The sequence below is a fragment of the Thalassospira sp. MIT121401 genome, from assembly GCF_047125595.1.
Lineage (GTDB): Bacteria > Pseudomonadota > Alphaproteobacteria > Rhodospirillales > Thalassospiraceae > Thalassospira > Thalassospira povalilytica.
The window spans coordinates 573,884-589,571 of the sequence record NZ_CP138926.1; the positions used below are offsets into that span (position 1 = coordinate 573,884).

Genomic DNA, 15,688 nt, shown 5'->3' on the forward strand with positions numbered 1-15,688 from the left:
GATCTTGTTACGAATCCGGATTGATTCCTTTTTCTTCAAGCGCATCAATCGATTGTTGTTCGATGTCGCGCAATTCATCCAACGTGACGTCCAGTGCCTGGCGCTGTTCCTCCAGATCGGAAATCCGTCCCCGGACACGACGCAGCAACATTTTGATCTGTTCTGCCTGTGTGGGATCCGCGCCATAGAGATCCAGATAATCTGCAATCTCGTTCAGGCTGAACCCCAGTCGTTTGCCGCGCAAAATGATCAGAAGCTTCGCGCGGTCCTGGCGGGTATAGACCCGGGTGGTGCCGGCACGCTGCGGATTTACAAGGCCCTTTTGCTCGTAAAACCGGATGGTGCGCGGCGTGATCCCCAAATCCTTGGCCAGTTCGGGAACGGTGTAAAACCGGTCATCAAGTTTGGTCATGTTTCGCCCCTAATCGTATATATTTTTATCTTAACGTCAATTAGTTTACGTTAACGTCACTTGGATTTTTTCCAGTGTGTGTTTGATGACGCTAACGCACTGCAACTAAGACGTTTTTCCCTCTCGCTTTAGGCGTTCTTCCTCGACCAGTTCTTTTTTCGACAGTTTGCCGACCATGGTTTTTGGAAGTTCCTCGCGAATTTCGATTTCGCGGGGCATCTCGATTCTTGAAATCTTGTCATCCAGAAAGGCACGCAAATCATCAGGGGTCACATCGGTGACACCGTCTTTCAGCCGGACAAAGGCTTTCGGGGCCTGACCGCGATATTGGTCGGGAACACCGATACAGGTGACTTCGGCGATCTGTTCATGCAGATACAGTGCTTCCTCAATCGCACGAGGATATACGTTATAGCCGCTGCACAGAATGACATCCTTCAGCCGATCAACAAGGAAAGTATATCCCTGATCATCCTGATATCCGACATCGCCGGTTCGGAGCCATCCGTCGATGAAGGCATCTTGTGTTGCGGCGTTGTTCTGCCAGTAACCCGGCATGACCTGTGCACCGCGAATGCAGACTTCGCCTTTCTCGCCGACCGGCATGGTCTGGGACGGGTTGGCAAGTGACCTTATTTCGATCTCGGTCCCCGGCAATGGCAAGCCGATGGACCCTTCCTTGTTTTCGCCTTTGACCGGGTTGCAGGTGCAAACCGGGCTGGCTTCGGTAAGTCCGTATCCTTCAACCACTTTCGAGCCGGTGATGTCTTCAAAGCGGTGCTTGACCTCTACCGGCAAGGGGGCACCACCGGAAATGCAGCACCGGATATGTGACAGATCGTGTTTGGGTGTTTCAGGCGAATTGTTGATCGCCGTATAGATGGTCGGAACTCCCGGGAAGATGGTGACCTTTTTCTTGTCTAGCGACTTCAGAAGGGCGCCGAGTTCAAACCTTGGATGCAGTACAAGTTCTGCCCCAAGATTGATTGAAGTATTGAGTGCCACTGTCATTGCGAACACGTGGAAAAACGGCAGAACACAAAGCGTGACTTCGTGTCCGGGATGGGCATCGGGCATCCAGCGGGTCAGCTGATCGACATTGGCGCTCAGATTGGCGTGGGTCAGCATTGCCCCTTTGGGACGACCGGTGGTTCCGCCGGTATATTGGAGAACGGCAAGGTCTTCGACCGACACATCGGCAACAGTTTCAACCGGCTTGCAGCCAATGACCCGCTCATAGGCAATATGACGCAGATCATTCGGGACTTCGGCCAGTTCGCTGCGTTTGAACAGCGAAAACAGAACGCTTTTGACCGGTGGCAGGATGTCGCTCATCTCGCAAACAACAATGCGTTTGAGACAGGTTTCATCCAGGCAGGCAGCAACCTTGGGGTAAATCTGTTTGAGGTTCAGCGTCACCATCATGCGACAGCCGGAATCCTCGATCTGATAGGCAATTTCGCGCTTGGCATAAAGCGGGTTGAAATTGACCACCACGCCGCCGCATTTCAAAATCGCGTAATAACATACGACATAATAAGGCGTGTTTGGCAGGCAAAGGCCGACCTTGTCGCCTTTGCGCACGCCCAGTTGTTTGAACCCTTCGGCGGCACGATCAACCTGCTCGGCGATGGTTTTGTAATCATAGATCCTTCCCAGAAAATCCAGACACGGGCGTTGCGGAAACCGCTTGGCCGCGGAATCAAAAATCTCGTGAACCAGACGCGTCTGAATGGGCGTGCTGACATCAACGCCGTTTATCAGGATAGGGGATTCTTGAACGTTTACTTTGTTCACTTGCGTTAACTCCATTACGTTAACGTCACTTTGCGGGCAAAAAAAAGCAACCCGGTCGGGGCGGCTATCGCCGCCCCGTGCCAGGCATTATAGCAGATCAGAACTTGAAATTCGCCTGCAGAGCGATGATGTCGACATGGGCTTCGTAGTCGGCCCGGAACGTACCGAAATTTGAGGTTGTGTGATCAACGCGGGCTTCATCAGCAAAGATGTGGGTATAGCCGAGACTGACCATCGCCCAATCAGAAACCTGATAAGAAGCGCCCAATGATGTCCAATACCGGTTAGAGTCCGGAAGGCGTACATTGCGATATTGGGTTTTGATAGGTGTTTCATCAAAAGCAATGCCGCCGGTAAATGCCCAGTTTTCGTCATGCTGGTAGCGGGCACCAAGCGACCCGAACCAAGCGCTTCCCCACTTGTATTCGTCAGAGCTAGAGTTTGAAGTTGCAGAAGCAGCGTTCGTCAAACCATCAAATTTGAAGGTCAATGTGTCAATCGTGTTCCAATTGGTCCATTGGGCATCTGCCATTACGGTCCATTGATCGTCTAACTTTTGAGCAATACCAAACGTAATTGACTCGGGGGTTGAGACAGTTGCCGTCGCATTCCTGTCTACATAAGGTGCAGCAAATCCCTTTGCCGCACTATCGAACTCAATCTTGCCTTTAAGTTTGTGTTCAACTTCGGAAATGTAAGACAGACCAAGTGTCGTAGATGGCGTCATCTCCCAGTTGATGCCAGCAGTCCAGCCATAGTCAAGCGAGTCGCCGCTTACTTTGCTGCTGCCTTCACCTGTTCCCGCAAGATTGTCGACTGCTTTTGAAAGCGCAGCATCCATGTACTGGATCTGCGGTCCTGCGCCGATCGACAAGCCGTTATCAAAACGATATCCGAGTACTGGTTTTATGTTGATAGTCTTAATAGAAGACGTCGTTCCGTAATATCGACCTGCGAAATCACCCTCGTAATCTGTTACAAGGCCCCAAGGCGATGTTATGGATACTCCCAAGTTCATTTGTTCACTTAGTTGCCAAACAGCATGTGCATTTGGGACAACAGCGTCATTCGCCATATCCTCGTCACTTGGACTGCTAAAATTCTGTGCATTGTTTAGCGTGCCACCTGAAGCAGATACGTTCTGTGCTCTGGCTACAGGTCGAATGACGGTAACACCTGCGCTGTAAGTCGTTTCTTTGTACTGCCCGACCGAACCGGGGTTGTAGGACATTGTGGAAGCATCGGTGGTCAGTGTCGACATCCCTGCAAAGCTTGACCCTTGCAGTGTGCCGCTGGTTTCGCGGACCTGGAAACCCGAAGCGTGTGCAGTGCCGATGGTTGCCAATGCACACAGAATTGCAGTACCCGAAGCTGCCCCCCAGAGGCAGCTCATCTTGAGCTTTGACATCAGTTTCTCCCTTAATCTTAAACGCTTCAAATTCTTAATTCGAAACGCCCGCTTTTATTTGTGAAGGCTCATCGCATCAACCCGAATGAAGTCGATGTCGTAACCCTTTCGTTTGAAGCTGGTTTTCAGCAGTTTTTTGTCAGGACCGTACCAAAGGTCGCGCTGGACATCCCCTGACATGATGTAATGTGTCGCCGGTGTTTCCCGGTTTTCGATCATTACATTTTCTGTGCCGACCTTCCGGATTTCTACGCCATAAGGTTCGGCATCAATGACGCTATAGAGGCTGGTTTTGGTTGTGACGTCTTCGGACCACAAACTTAGGGGCCAGGCACCGTCACATGCGTCGCGTTTTCCGACACCCTTGCCGACAAGCTGGTAACAATCACCATCATAGCTTGCCTGCCAGCTATAGTGTGTGCCGTCATCATTGGTGGTGGTTTCGACCGAAGCCAGCGCGTCGTTTTGCCAAATCTCGGTGCGCTGATGGTCGTAATGGAACTTCAGGAACAGCACGCTGACATCGGTCAGGGTTTCTATCCTGACGGTATGTCCCGTATCTGTCGGTGTGATTTCGACTGTCTCGTGACCAATCGGTTCGCCGTCCTTGAGGACGCGAAAATTAAGGGTCTCGCCTGCTGATGCCATTGAAACAATGGCGGATTGGGCGAGTATGCCTGCTATCAACCCCGATACGGTGCGCTTCCAGTTGTGTTGGCGCATGTTTCCCCCGCAGAACGGATCATCCGGCCGCGTCAATCCAGCATGGATGACAATTTTGCCGCTATTCCCATGGATCCCTTGATTTTGAGTTTGCCAAGCGTGAAGGCAAGCATCGGGTCAAGTTTTCCGGCGATCAGTTTTTCGAGGTTGGCTTTTTTGATTTTCAAGATGCAATCCGCATCCGAAAGATCATCATCGCTGATGACCGGCTCGTCACCGGTGGCATCGACAACAATATGACCGTCATCCCCGCAATCAAATGCGACAACGGCATTAAGTCCGCGAAGCTGTGGCAGCTTTTGTTTTACGGTTTCGAGGATGTCATCCACGAACGCCTCCCTCATTTGGACGTATTTTTCTTATGATTGTGATCAGACTGTAATACAAAGTGACGTTAACGTAAATCAAATTACGATATGGACACTTCGTCGCCGAATAAGGCATTGATTTCAAGTGATTTTAAGATGCGTATTTTCAAGGGCTGAATATAAAAAAAGACCCGGAAATACCGGGTCTTTGCATGTTTGGTGATCAGGTTTTTAGAAGAAGGATGCGCCGCACATTCAGGAAACAATTTGCCAGGATCCGTCAGCCTGACGGCATGCAGTGCCATAGGTTTCGTGCGGTGTTCCGCCAATATCTGCGGTTGCAGTATATTCACGGCAATAGCGGCCATCGCTGTTTTGCCAGCTTCTTGTCGGCACAACGTTATAGCTGTTCCCCGACTCCGGATTAAGCCACCGCACCGGCCGCCCATCGGGCACAGTTTGCAAGGTATACCCGGTACAGGCCACATCGCTTTGATCAAGGGTCTGACCAATATTATAGCCGCCGAGCATTCCCAGAATAGCCCCGCCAATCATCGCAGCAGTACGACCGTCACCCTTGCCGATGGTTGAGCCGAGCGCCGCACCGGACCCGGCTCCGATCACCGCACCGATCATGTCGCGGTTGCAGCGCAGATAGCTGCCATTGGACACAAAGATGTCCTGATCGGGTCTTTGTTTGGGGTGATGTTTGTCGCCACGGCCATCATGGTGTTTGGCGCGATAACCATGCGCCGGGGCCCATGGCGGTGGATCAGCCCTGGCGATGTCGGCAATACCGACCGGTATCGCAAGGCCCAGTGCCGCAGCGATCATGATGGATTTTCTGATCATTTCCGGGCCTGTTCGTTTTCATGCATGATGTAACCGACACCGGTACCTACCGCACCGCCGATCACGGCACCACAGGTGACGCATCCACCAGTGATAACGGTGCCGACTGCACCAACACCGGCACCGATGGCGGCACCACTTAGCATTTTCTGATTTCGGTCATTCAATCCGCTACAAGCTGAAAGCCCCAATGCGCTTGCAACGGCCAAGACGATGGCTGCCTGTCGCATTTCCCGTGTCCTTTCCGTCATATTGGAACAGATCGTTTGAAAGCCTGTCTCCTGACTGGATCGTGATCGACAATTGCGAGAGAGGTTTGACCTTATTGGGGGATAATTCGGGCAGATATGACAATAAAAAGGCATCAAACCCCGGTAACGCGGCGGTTTGATGCCTTATATGGTCGGTTTTCTCAAAAAAGCCGGGCACTTATCGTTCAAAAGTACCACGCAACAGCCGTTCCTTGCCGATCATTGCCACTTTGCCGCGCGCAATAACCGTTTCAGGTGCCAGTGCGTCATCAAGAACCAGAATATCGGCATCATGCCCGCACCCAAGGTACCCTTTTGACCGGTCAAGCCCCAGCATCCTTGCCGGATTGCAGGTAATCGGCGCAAGTGCGGTGGGGATATCAAGCTTTTCGGATTCGACAAGATCGGCAAATTCACGCCCGACAGTGTCAAATCCGGCCACCGAAAGTCCGATCATTTTGCCGTTCTTGTCGAACTCAGGCAAAGAACCGTTTCCGTCCGAGGTCATGGAAATACGATCAAGTGGCACGCCATCTGCCAGGCATTCTGCAATGCCGGCTGATGTCTTGACCGACCCGGCCGGATCGCTTTCGGCATCAATCCCGGTTGTGAAATCGATATTGCCACCACGTTTGGCCCAATCCTTTGCGGCATCGAGCAGGGCGCGTTTGCGGTTTACGTGGGTTGGAATGAACTGGCCAATCGGGATTTCAGTATTTTCAATCACCCCGATCAATGGATCAAAGTGTCCGTCGCCATCGCCAAGATGAACGACCACGGCGCCGGATTTTCCCGATGTCATGCCGCCAATACGTGATTGGGATGCGATGCGGGCCAGTTCGTCAACGGTGCTTTGACTGCTGCGATGGTCCGAAATTGCGGTCTTAAGGCCGATACAGGCATCAAGGAATGTGACGTCATCGCCGATATTTCCGGTCAGCGTTGGCGATGGAACACGATACCCGCCGGTAAAGAACCAGGCCGAAAGGCCTTCGGTGCGCAGGGCTTTGGTTTTGGCATAAAGGGACGCGATATGGCGGGTTGCGGCATCGGTGCCCAGCAGCCCGCAAATTGATGTGATACCGGCTTCGATCAAGTCGCCAATCGCCACTTCGGGGGTGCGGGTGGCAAATCCGCCTTCACCGCCACCGCCAATCAGATGTGCATGACCGTCAATGAAGCCCGGTACTGTCGTTTTTCCCCGAAGGTCAATCGTCCTGATTTCGGCCGGAACCGAGACCACAAGATCAGGGGCAATGGCGATAATCTTTTCACCACAGATCAGGATGTCATTGATCCCGAGTGCGGCAGGGGCGAACAGATTGGCGTTTTTAAGCAGCAGAAACATCGTTTGAAACCGTCTTTTGCGGGGAATTCCCGGTCATGTGCAGGGTGGCGCAGTCGGGCATCATAGCGACACTTCATTTCCGTTGAAACGGTTCTGCCAAGTATATAGCTTTGCAGGCAAACAAGGCGGGACCCAAGCCCGCGCCACCAAAAGGAAACGTCATGAGTTTTGCCGCCTGGTTGTCTGTGGCAACCATTTGTGTTCTGGGTGCGATGACCCCGGGGCCGAGTCTGGCTGTTGTTCTGCGCTATTCGGTCGGGCAGTCCCGTCAGGCAGGTTTCGCCTGTGCATTTGCGCATGGTCTTGGTATCGGCTTTTATGCCGTGATCACCATGACCGGGCTTGGCATCCTGTTTCAGACCGTACCGGTATTTCACAATGCAGTCAGCATTCTGGGGGCGCTTTATCTGATCTGGCTTGCGATCAAGGCATGGCGTGCGGCGGGATCTGGGGAAAAGTTCAATGTTGACGGGACAGCCAAGCTTTCCGGGTCAATCGGGCAGGCCGCGCGTGACGGGTTTATGATCGCGTTTCTCAACCCCAAGATCGCGCTGTTTTTCCTGGCCTTGTTTAGCCAGTTTGTATCCCCCGAATTCGAATGGAGCGGCAAGTTCCTGTTGGCATTTACCGCAGCTGCAATTGATGCGGGCTGGTATTGCCTGGTGGCGATCGGTTTGTCCCATGGTGCGGTATTGCCATGGCTGCGCGATCATGCTGCCTGGATTGAACGAATTATCGCCATTCTGTTTGTGCTGATCGCCCTTCGGGTTTTGTGGGGTGTTACCGCATTTGGATAAAGAACGGGTTCTGTCGACCTGTAATCAAGATGATCAGATCGTGCCACCATCACGACGTAACGCGGATCGTGTGTGATCCAGACGGAGTTTTCCGATGACTGACAAAACTGCCCCGACCAGCGATCCAGCCCATGATGCGGGACGCGGGTTTAACCGCCTTGGTGCGCATATCGGCTTTTTGCTGGCTGTCTTGCTTTTGGCGGCCAATATGCGTGGAAGCATCGTCGGGCTTGGCCCGCTCGCCGAAATTATCGGCACCGATTTGTCTCTTTCGGGAACGGAGCTTGGCCTGTTGACCACATTGCCGGTTCTGAGCTTCGGCGTCTTGTCGATCTTTGCGCCGCGTCTGGGCCAGAAATTCGGTCTTGAGGCAACCTTGATGACCATGTTGCTGTTCATTGCGGTGGGACAGGGTCTTCGGGCCAGCGGGGCCTATGACATCATGGTGATCGGGACCATCATTCTGGGTGCGGCGATCGCGGTGATGAATGTTCTTACCCCGTCACTGGTGCGGCGAAGCTTTCCGACCCATGTGGCTTTTGTGACAGCCCTTTATACCTTTACCATGTCGACCGGGGCCACTGTCGCTGCATTCATTTCTATTCCGATCCGCAATGCAGCAGGCGGGGATTGGCGCTGGTCGCTTGGCGTTTGGGCGGTGTTTGCGGCAATCGCCTTTGTGTGCTGGTTGCCGATGCTGCGATACCGGCACAAGGCTGCTGCACCGGCATTGACGGCCAAAATATCGCTTTGGAAAAATGTAGAAGCCTGGTGGCTTGCCCTGTTCTTTGGTTGTCAGTCCCTGATGTTTTATACAGGGGTCGCATGGCTTGCGAAGGTCTTTATTGATCACGGGATCACCGAGGCCGAGGCCGCGACACTTTTGTCGATCTTTAACGTATTTGGCATTCCCGCAGCCTTTGCCGCACCGCTGATCTATTCGAAAATTGCCAACAAGAAGCTGGCAATGCTGGTGTTGCATATCCCCTTGATCATCGCCATTCCCGGGTTCGTTTTTGCCACAACCGAACTTCCCTATGTATGGGCGGTATGTCTTGGTCTGGGGCAGGGCAGCATGATCAGTATTGCACTCACCCTGGTGGGGATGCGCGGCGCGGACCCGCAAACATCGGCACGTTTGTCGGGCATGGCGCAATCGGTCGGATATCTGTTTGCGGCGATTGGCCCGGTATTGTTTGGCGCCCTTCACGACCTGCTTGGGGATTGGCAGGTCGCGCTTTATTTCCTGTTTGTTGTCGTGGCGATTCAGCTTGTGGCATCGATGCGTGCCGGGTCACCAGACAAAATCGGCGAAGCCTGAGCGCGCAAATCAAACGACCAAAAAGGTCCTGATCCCGATCATGAGGCTGCATTTCCTGTGTGGAAATGTGTCCTTTTTCACATTGAGCCGGCTTTGGGGATGTAAGTTGCGAATTCGACGCAATTGCGCAGTTGACTTGCTTTCGCAAAATTCTATAAGAATGCAAATCATTATCAATTAAGGTGTCATTTGGACAAGGAGTTTGCGATGCCTGACATCGCAGCCAAATCAGAAAAGCCGGGAAAAACCGGTCAGGCAAGACAGATCCAGGTGGAAGATCTGATGGGAATGGATCGCGAGATCATCATTCTTCATCAGGGGGATGAATACCGCCTGCGCATGACGTCAAACAACAAACTTATTCTTACGAAATAGGCGTCGCCCGACGCCCGACAATCAAATCACCAGATTTGCCAGCCAGCGCGCCAGTGCCCTGCACAAGCCAGCCAGCCAGCCGAAATCGGAAAAAGCTGCCTTAGGGGAAGATCATGGCTCTTAGCAATTCTGCGCGCCTGCTTATGGCGACAGTATCCACATTTGCGCTTGCAACAGCGGCCCAGGCCCAGGACGCGGCATCGCCCACAACCGGCCAGCCGACCGAAACCGAAACGACAGCGGAAACTTCCGCGCAAACCGGAACAGTTGCCGTCGTCGCACTTGATGCCATCACGATTACCGCCAACAAACTGGAAACGTCGGTTATTGATGCCCCGGCATCCATTTCTGTGGTTGATGAAGAAGAACTTGAACGCCGTCAGGCATCTGATCTTTCCGATATTTTGCGCGGAATGCCGGGGGTTGAAATTCATGGTGGTCCGCGCAGCACCGTACAGGAACCGATCATTCGCGGATTGACCGGTGACCGGGTTGTTGTGCGCGTGGATGGTGCACGCGCCAATATGAGTGTCGGTCACAAGGGGCGGTTCTTCTTTGATCCGGAAGTTCTGAAATCGGTCGAGGTGTATCGCGGTGCGGCATCGACCATGCAGGGCACCGGGGCACTGGGGGGTGTGATCGCTCTGACCACCAAAGATGCCAACGATCTTCTTGATCCCGGTCAGACATTGGGTGCGCGGGTAAAGGTTGGCTACGCATCGGTTGATCACGGCCTGACGACCAATGGCATGGCGTATGGCCGCCCGACCGATAACACCGATCTTCTTGTCAGCGTGACCCGCGAAAGTACGGGCAATTTTGAATCTGGTGATGGCGACAAGCAACCCTACACCGATGATGACTACATCAACGGGATGCTCAAAGGTGGTATCGACATCAATGATGCCAGCCGGCTGACCCTGACCGTGCAGCGTTATAACGATGACCATCGCCTGCCGTCGGCACCCGATAGCGGTGCTGCACTGAGTACCAGCAACTATCTTGTGAATCGCGAAAGCGAAGAAACATCAATGGTGCTTGGCTATCGTTACCATGACTCCGCAAATGACTGGATTGATGCCAATGTGAATGCCTATGGCATGCGTACGGACCTGGATGAAAAACGGGTCAGTGACGGTCGTCACGATGAACGCACCCTTGATACCATTGGTCTGGATGGCAGCAACACATCGCGCTTTGATCTGGCGGGACGCGATCTGGCGGTGACTGTCGGTGGTGAAATCTATCAGGATTCCCAGGAAGGCCGCCGTAACGGTGTCGCCGTTTCCAACCTGTTTCCGGATGCCGAAATGACCATTTATGGCGTCTATGTCGATAATGCATTGGCGCTGACCGATGCGCTTGACGTGACCGCCGGGGTTCGTTTTGACTCCTATGATCTTTCAGCGGACGGGCAGCGTGCCCGCGAAGACAGCGCCATTTCACCGCGCTTTTCGGCAAGTTATCGCCTGACATCCTGGATGCAGCCATATGTCAGTTATGCCGAGGCGTTCCGTGCGCCGGCAATGACTGAAATGTATGCAAGCGGCTATCACTTCCCGGGGAACAACTTTGTCGCCAACCCCGATCTCGAAGCTGAAAAGGCCAAAACGTGGGAATTCGGGACGAACTTCAAAACCGACAATCTGTTGACGCATGGTGATGCGTTCCGCGCCAAGGTCGCCTATTTCCACAACGAAATCGAAGACTATATCGAACAGCAAGGTGCGACGTTTGGCAGTTCGGAAACCAAAAGCGTCAACGTTCCCGAAGCCGAGATTCAAGGTTTCGAAGCAGAGCTGACTTACGATACCGGTGTGATCTTTGGCGGATTGGCTGCATCGCGCATTCGCGGGGAAAATACCCGCACGGGTGCAAATCTTTCCGACATTCCCGCTGACAAGGTTGCCTTGTCAGGCGGCTACCGTTTCCAGGATCACGGTGTCGAGCTTGGTGGACGGGCCAATCTGGTTGATCGGTTGACCCGGATCGCATCGGGCAGCGAGGTTCCGGGATATGCAACCTTTGACGTTTTTGTCAGCTGGGATGCGCATGAAACAGTGCCCGGCCTGACCGTCAATGCCGGGATCGATAACATTCTTGATCACAATTATCAGACAGCTGATCAGGGCCTGTATGAGCCGGGCCGCAATCTGAAAATTTCTGCAAGCATGAAATTCTGATGTCACGGGATCAGACGATGCAGCTTTTGCATCGTCTGATCTTTGAGGAGGTATTTAAACGCCATGAGTGAAAACAATTTCAAAACACCGCTTGAAGCCTGGTCGGCCTTTTCTGCCGGGGAGGCAAAGGGCTATGCGGTGGATATCGCAGCCGAGCTTGGCCTGACCGAAGGTGAGCTGGTTGCAGCGGGTATTGGCAACAATGTCGTGCGTCTGGATGCTGATTGGGGGGATCTGATCAAGCGCCTTGAAGAACTGGGCGAGGTCAAGATCCTGACCCGCAATCCCAGTGTTGTTCATGAAAAGATCGGAACCTTTGGCAAGGTCAGCATCAATGGCGAAATGGGCCTTGTCCTGAACGGGGATGTGGACCTTCGCCTGTTTTTGGGGCGCTGGGGGCACGGATTTGCGGTTGAAACCAACAGTCCGCGCGCAGGGCGTCGCCGCAGCTTGCAGTTCTTCGATCATGAAGGCAAAGCGATCCACAAGATTTTCCTGACCGACAACTCAAACGCAGCGGGTTACGAGGCGCTGATTGCGGAATTCCGTGCCGGGAATCAGCAATCGGGTATCGAGACCCTGCCGCCATTGCCCAAGGCCGTGACCCGCAAGGATGAAGATGTCGATGTCGAGAACCTGCGCGCCCACTGGCGCAAAATGACCGATGTGCATCAGTTCCACGGTCTGCTTAAGGATTTCAATGTCGGGCGTCAGCAGGGCATGCGTCTTGTCGGCACCGAGTTTGCCGAACGACTGACCAACGATTCCCTTAAAACCATGCTGGAATCGGCATCCGAAAGCGGTTTGCCGATCATGGTGTTTGTCGGCAATGCCGGTGCGATCCAGATTCACACCGGCCCCGTGAACACCATCCGTGAAATGGGGGACTGGATCAATGTCATGGACCCGCGTTTCACCCTGCATCTGCGCATGGATATGATCGCCGAAGCCTGGATCGTGCGCAAACCGATCCGCGAAGGTGTGGTGACCACTGTTGAATTGTATGACGCGGACCTTAACAACTTCGCGATCTTCTGTGGTGAACGCGCACCAAAAGAACCCGAAAATCCTGCCTGGCAGAAACTGGCGGAAGGACTTCCGCGATTTGATGCCGCTAAACAAGCTGTTGCGGAGTAACTGATGCGTCGTTTTATCGCATTCCTGATTGTCCTGACGGCCGGTGCCGGTCTTGCTGTGCCAAGCCATGCCGACGAGCGTCCGGCGCGTGTCATTACTGTCGGTGCACCGGCAACTGAAATCGTCTTTGCACTTGGTGCCGGGGACAGCGTGGTTGCAATCGACACCACCAGTACCCGACCCGATCCCGTACCGACCTTGCCCAAGGTTGGCTATATGCGGCAACTGGCATCAGAAGGGATCATCAGCCTGAAGCCCGACCTTGTTGTTGCTGTTGAAAAATCCGGACCCGAAAACGTGTTGCAGGAACTTGGCAATCTGGGGATACCGGTTGTCAAATTGCCGTCTTTGGACGAGATCAAGAACCTGCCAGATGCAATCGCGGTTGCGGGCAAGGCTCTTGGGCGCGATGAAGATGCGAAGTCACTGATCCAGAAAGTCCGTAACGATATTTCAGGTCTTGCTGCACGCGATGAAGCCGGACGCCCAAGCATCATCTTTCTGATGGCGGTTGGTCATGGCAAACCGCTTTCGGCAGGAAGCCACACGACGGCTTCAGAAATCATCGATCTGATTGGCGGGACCAATCCGATGGCAAGCTTTGACGGGTTCAAGCCGGTTTCACCGGAAATCATTGCTGCCGATCAGTCTGATTATGTGCTGGTGCCGCAGTCGACGGTTGATCATTTCGGTGGCCTGGAGGGTTTGAAAACCGACCCGGTTCTTGGTCTGAACAAGGCGGTTGCCAATGGCAAGGTTTTGACGGTTTCGTCTTCGACCATTCTTGGTTTCGGACCGCAATCGGCGTCAGAAATCCGTGATGTGGCGAAATCCCTTCATCAACAAGAACACGGTCAATGAAGTCTGTGAAGCAGGTGGAAACATCGCTTCGGCAATACTGGCAAATCAATCGGCCGGTGATGGTTCTTGTTCTTTTGATGGTTGCGCTGCTGGTCCTGGTGGTCATTTCGCTGGGCACCGGCGGGGCACGCATCGAACTTGGTGATGTGGTTGCACATATCGCGCACCGGATTGGTGTCGCAGGTGTCGGCATTGATGCATTTGATGCGCGTGTACTTGATACCTTGCGGTTGCCCCGGATTGCGCGCGCGATTGTGATTGGTGCGGGACTTGGTCTTGCCGGGGCGGTGATGCAAAGTCTGTTTCGCAATCCGATCGCGGATCCGGGCATCATCGGGGTATCTGCCAGTGCGGCCCTGGGGGCGGTTGCAATGATCGTGACCGGCCATATCATTCTGGGCAGTTATTATCCGGTTGTCGGGCCTTATGGTGTTCCGGTCGCGGCCTTTGGCGGGGCGGTGATCGCAACCGCCTTCATCCGAATTCTGTCACGTCAGGATGGCCAGACAGATGCCGCAATCATGTTGCTGATCGGGGTTGCCATCAATGCGATGGCCTTTGCGGGTGTCGGTGTCTTTACCTATATGGCCGATGACGCCCAGTTACGCAGCCTGACCTTCTGGCAGATGGGGGCACTTGCCGGGAACGGTCCGACCGATACACCAGCACTGTTCATCATGGCACTGGGCATTGCCTATCTGATGACGCTTGGCACGCCGCTCAATCTGTTTTTGCTGGGCGAGGCCGAAGCACGTCATCTTGGGGTCGAGGTCGAACACCTTAAACGCCGGGCGACGGTGGTAACGGCCCTTGTGGTCGGTGCAGCCGTGGCTGTTTCGGGCATTATCGGATTTGTCGGGCTGGTGGCGCCGCATCTGGTGCGGCTGGTTACCGGGCCTGATAACCGTTATGTCCTGCCGGCATCGGCAATTTGCGGGGCGATCATGCTGACCGGGGCTGATGCGGTTGCACGGATCATTGTTCTTCCGGCGGAACTGCCGATCGGTCTTGTGACCGGGATTGTCGGCGGGCCGTTTTTCCTTGGATTGCTGATGCGTGAAAAGAAAAGGCGTCGCCTATGAGTTTGGTGGCACAAGACGTTAGCTTTGTGGCGCGTGGCCGTTATTTGCTGCGTGATATTTCGCTTGAAGTCACACCGGGCGAGGTACTGGCCGTGTTGGGGCCAAACGGAGCGGGCAAATCGACCCTGCTTCGGGTATTGGCCGGTGAATATCGGGCAACCAAGGGGTCCATACGGCAAAGTGGTCAGGACATCACGGCAACCACTGCATTGGCGCTGGCCCAGTCGCGCGCTGTGATGCCACAGGCCGCCTCGATGACCTTTCCGTTTGCGGTGCGCGATGTGGTTGCGCTGGGTCGTGCACCATTTCGCAAGATATCAACCAGGCAACTTGACCAGAAGCTGGTCCGTCATGCGATCAGGCTTGCCGATATCGATCACCTTGCTGACCGTGCCTATCCGGCCTTGTCGGGCGGGGAAAAACAGCGTGTGCATCTGGCCCGTGCCTTGGTTCAGGTCTGGGGAATGGATGGGCCGGAACGCAATATGGTTCCCAAAACCGGTGATGAGGATCGTGACCGGTTTTTGTTGCTTGATGAGCCGACATCGGGTCTGGATGTTTCCCATCAGCACGCGTTGCTTGGCGTTGCCCGGCGCGAAGCCCATCAAAACAAGGTTGGTGTTCTGATGATCTTGCATGATTTCAATCAGGTCACGGCCTATGCCGACCGGGTTGTTGTTTTGCAAAACGGGGAAATGGTTGCAAAGGGTGCGGTTGACGATGTCATGCGCCCGGATTTGTTGTCGGCCGTGTTTAAAAGCCCGATCCGCGCGATCCCTGATCCCGAAGGGGGTAGCGTTCTGGTCAGTCAGCCCGGTTGACCGGTTTTTTCG

At 54.0% G+C, this 15,688-nt stretch carries 16 protein-coding genes; 8 read left to right on the forward strand and 8 right to left on the reverse strand.

From position 1 onward, the window contains the following. Positions 1-7: 7 nt before the first annotated feature. The 8 genes from SIB88_RS02670 to iadA form a co-directional block, all read right to left on the reverse strand. Complete coding sequence (locus SIB88_RS02670; protein ID WP_101246560.1) at positions 8-412, reverse strand: MerR family transcriptional regulator; 405 nt, start codon at positions 410-412, stop codon at positions 8-10. 105 nt (positions 413-517) lie between these two features. Further along, positions 518-2,209 carry a long-chain-fatty-acid--CoA ligase gene (locus SIB88_RS02675; protein ID WP_412559256.1) on the reverse strand — a complete coding sequence of 564 codons (1,692 nt, stop codon included), beginning with the start codon at positions 2,207-2,209 and terminating at the stop codon, positions 518-520. Positions 2,210-2,306: 97 nt separating this feature from the next. Continuing rightward, positions 2,307-3,617, reverse strand: a complete 1,311-nt coding sequence (locus SIB88_RS02680) for an OmpP1/FadL family transporter (RefSeq protein WP_412559257.1) — start codon at positions 3,615-3,617, stop codon at positions 2,307-2,309. A gap of 54 nt (positions 3,618-3,671) precedes the next feature. Beyond that, positions 3,672-4,340 carry a DUF6134 family protein gene (locus tag SIB88_RS02685; RefSeq protein ID WP_101246558.1) on the reverse strand — a complete coding sequence of 223 codons (669 nt, stop codon included), beginning with the start codon at positions 4,338-4,340 and terminating at the stop codon, positions 3,672-3,674. Positions 4,341-4,372: 32 nt separating this feature from the next. Continuing rightward, complete coding sequence (locus SIB88_RS02690; protein WP_412559258.1) at positions 4,373-4,669, reverse strand: SCP2 sterol-binding domain-containing protein; 297 nt, start codon at positions 4,667-4,669, stop codon at positions 4,373-4,375. Positions 4,670-4,903: 234 nt separating this feature from the next. After that, positions 4,904-5,500, reverse strand: coding sequence for an RT0821/Lpp0805 family surface protein (locus SIB88_RS02695; protein WP_114112040.1), 597 nt, complete (start codon positions 5,498-5,500; stop codon positions 4,904-4,906). Beyond that, entirely contained in the window at positions 5,497-5,730 is a 234-nt protein-coding gene (locus SIB88_RS02700; RefSeq protein ID WP_101246555.1) for a hypothetical protein, read from the reverse strand. The genes SIB88_RS02695 and SIB88_RS02700 overlap by 4 nt, the downstream gene beginning before the upstream one ends. A gap of 199 nt (positions 5,731-5,929) precedes the next feature. Then, a complete protein-coding gene (iadA, locus tag SIB88_RS02705; protein ID WP_412559259.1) occupies positions 5,930-7,099 on the reverse strand; it encodes a beta-aspartyl-peptidase in 1,170 nt (389 codons plus the stop codon). Between the two features lie 161 nt (positions 7,100-7,260). Between iadA and SIB88_RS02710 the strand changes: the two genes are divergently transcribed. From SIB88_RS02710 to SIB88_RS02745, 8 genes are all read left to right on the forward strand, one after another. After that, entirely contained in the window at positions 7,261-7,896 is a 636-nt protein-coding gene (locus SIB88_RS02710; protein ID WP_412559260.1) for a LysE family translocator, read from the forward strand. Positions 7,897-7,990: 94 nt separating this feature from the next. Further along, positions 7,991-9,217 (forward strand): CynX/NimT family MFS transporter, encoded by a 1,227-nt coding sequence (locus SIB88_RS02715; protein ID WP_412559261.1) that lies wholly within the window; start codon positions 7,991-7,993, stop codon positions 9,215-9,217. A gap of 207 nt (positions 9,218-9,424) precedes the next feature. Next, complete coding sequence (gene hemP, locus SIB88_RS02720; RefSeq protein ID WP_101246552.1) at positions 9,425-9,592, forward strand: hemin uptake protein HemP; 168 nt, start codon at positions 9,425-9,427, stop codon at positions 9,590-9,592. A 113-nt stretch (positions 9,593-9,705) separates the two neighbouring features. Further along, complete coding sequence (locus tag SIB88_RS02725) at positions 9,706-11,775, forward strand: TonB-dependent hemoglobin/transferrin/lactoferrin family receptor (RefSeq protein ID WP_412559262.1); 2,070 nt, start codon at positions 9,706-9,708, stop codon at positions 11,773-11,775. 63 nt (positions 11,776-11,838) lie between these two features. Next, complete coding sequence (locus tag SIB88_RS02730; protein WP_412559263.1) at positions 11,839-12,912, forward strand: hemin-degrading factor; 1,074 nt, start codon at positions 11,839-11,841, stop codon at positions 12,910-12,912. Positions 12,913-12,915: 3 nt separating this feature from the next. Further along, a complete protein-coding gene (locus SIB88_RS02735) occupies positions 12,916-13,773 on the forward strand; it encodes a heme/hemin ABC transporter substrate-binding protein (RefSeq protein ID WP_412559264.1) in 858 nt (285 codons plus the stop codon). Continuing rightward, positions 13,770-14,855 carry a FecCD family ABC transporter permease gene (locus SIB88_RS02740; protein WP_412559265.1) on the forward strand — a complete coding sequence of 362 codons (1,086 nt, stop codon included), beginning with the start codon at positions 13,770-13,772 and terminating at the stop codon, positions 14,853-14,855. The genes SIB88_RS02735 and SIB88_RS02740 overlap by 4 nt, the downstream gene beginning before the upstream one ends. Then, entirely contained in the window at positions 14,852-15,676 is an 825-nt protein-coding gene (locus SIB88_RS02745) for a heme ABC transporter ATP-binding protein (protein ID WP_412559266.1), read from the forward strand. The genes SIB88_RS02740 and SIB88_RS02745 overlap by 4 nt, the downstream gene beginning before the upstream one ends. The last annotated feature ends 12 nt before the right edge of the window (positions 15,677-15,688 follow it).

Coding starts and splice junctions, on each gene's coding strand:
- SIB88_RS02680 (WP_412559257.1), bottom strand. CDS start 3,617: ATGTCAAAGCTCAAGATGAGCTGCCTCTGGGGGGCAGCTTCGGGTACT.
- SIB88_RS02745 (WP_412559266.1), top strand. CDS start 14,852: ATGAGTTTGGTGGCACAAGACGTTAGCTTTGTGGCGCGTGGCCGTTAT.
- iadA (WP_412559259.1), bottom strand. CDS start 7,099: ATGTTTCTGCTGCTTAAAAACGCCAATCTGTTCGCCCCTGCCGCACTC.
- SIB88_RS02725 (WP_412559262.1), top strand. CDS start 9,706: ATGGCTCTTAGCAATTCTGCGCGCCTGCTTATGGCGACAGTATCCACA.
- SIB88_RS02715 (WP_412559261.1), top strand. CDS start 7,991: ATGACTGACAAAACTGCCCCGACCAGCGATCCAGCCCATGATGCGGGA.
- SIB88_RS02735 (WP_412559264.1), top strand. CDS start 12,916: ATGCGTCGTTTTATCGCATTCCTGATTGTCCTGACGGCCGGTGCCGGT.
- hemP (WP_101246552.1), top strand. CDS start 9,425: ATGCCTGACATCGCAGCCAAATCAGAAAAGCCGGGAAAAACCGGTCAG.
- SIB88_RS02685 (WP_101246558.1), bottom strand. CDS start 4,340: ATGCGCCAACACAACTGGAAGCGCACCGTATCGGGGTTGATAGCAGGC.
- SIB88_RS02695 (WP_114112040.1), bottom strand. CDS start 5,500: ATGATCAGAAAATCCATCATGATCGCTGCGGCACTGGGCCTTGCGATA.
- SIB88_RS02670 (WP_101246560.1), bottom strand. CDS start 412: ATGACCAAACTTGATGACCGGTTTTACACCGTTCCCGAACTGGCCAAG.
- SIB88_RS02730 (WP_412559263.1), top strand. CDS start 11,839: ATGAGTGAAAACAATTTCAAAACACCGCTTGAAGCCTGGTCGGCCTTT.
- SIB88_RS02700 (WP_101246555.1), bottom strand. CDS start 5,730: ATGCGACAGGCAGCCATCGTCTTGGCCGTTGCAAGCGCATTGGGGCTT.
- SIB88_RS02710 (WP_412559260.1), top strand. CDS start 7,261: ATGAGTTTTGCCGCCTGGTTGTCTGTGGCAACCATTTGTGTTCTGGGT.
- SIB88_RS02740 (WP_412559265.1), top strand. CDS start 13,770: ATGAAGTCTGTGAAGCAGGTGGAAACATCGCTTCGGCAATACTGGCAA.